Source organism: Mesorhizobium sp. M2E.F.Ca.ET.209.01.1.1, from assembly GCF_004010375.2.
Lineage (GTDB): Bacteria > Pseudomonadota > Alphaproteobacteria > Rhizobiales > Rhizobiaceae > Mesorhizobium.
The window spans coordinates 1-394 of sequence record NZ_SADP02000311.1; the positions used below are offsets into that span (position 1 = coordinate 1).

General features: G+C 61.2%; 2 protein-coding genes. Both read right to left on the reverse strand.

Annotated features, from left to right (window positions below):
* Positions 1 to 10: 10 nt before the first annotated feature.
* Positions 11 to 181: a hypothetical protein gene (locus EN852_RS41240; protein WP_167498453.1), complete on the reverse strand. Its 171-nt coding sequence runs from the start codon at positions 179 to 181 to the stop codon at positions 11 to 13.
* On the reverse strand, positions 178 to 394 hold a 217-nt coding region (locus tag EN852_RS41835), incomplete at its 5' end, for a hypothetical protein (protein WP_210238297.1). The genes EN852_RS41835 and EN852_RS41240, both read right to left, overlap by 4 nt.

The window sequence follows — 394 nt, forward strand, 5'->3', positions numbered from 1 at the left end:
CGCCTACTGATCAGAACAATTGCCAGGTCGCGGCCAGGGCCACGGCGGCCAGAAGCGCGATCGCGCCAAGGCGAAGCGAAAGATGAAATGATCGTGGCGCCGGCGGCGATTCGGCATCCTGGAACCCGCTCATCGAGACGCGGGCGGCCTGCTCAAGCCTGTTCATGTCGGCAACCGTCATTTCAGTCTCCCAGATCGCGCGCCGTGGCGCGGATGGGTTTCCAGCGCATTGTTAGCCGGGATCATAGGATCGAACTTTATGGTGAACAGCCGGTAAAGGGCTTTCGCCGGCAAGGCTGGAACGGCAGCGCAATCAATCCGTTTCGAAATTCCCGTGCGGAACGGTGAGGCGGTATTCCATGCGGTCCTTGCCGATTTCGAGCGTCGCGGAACC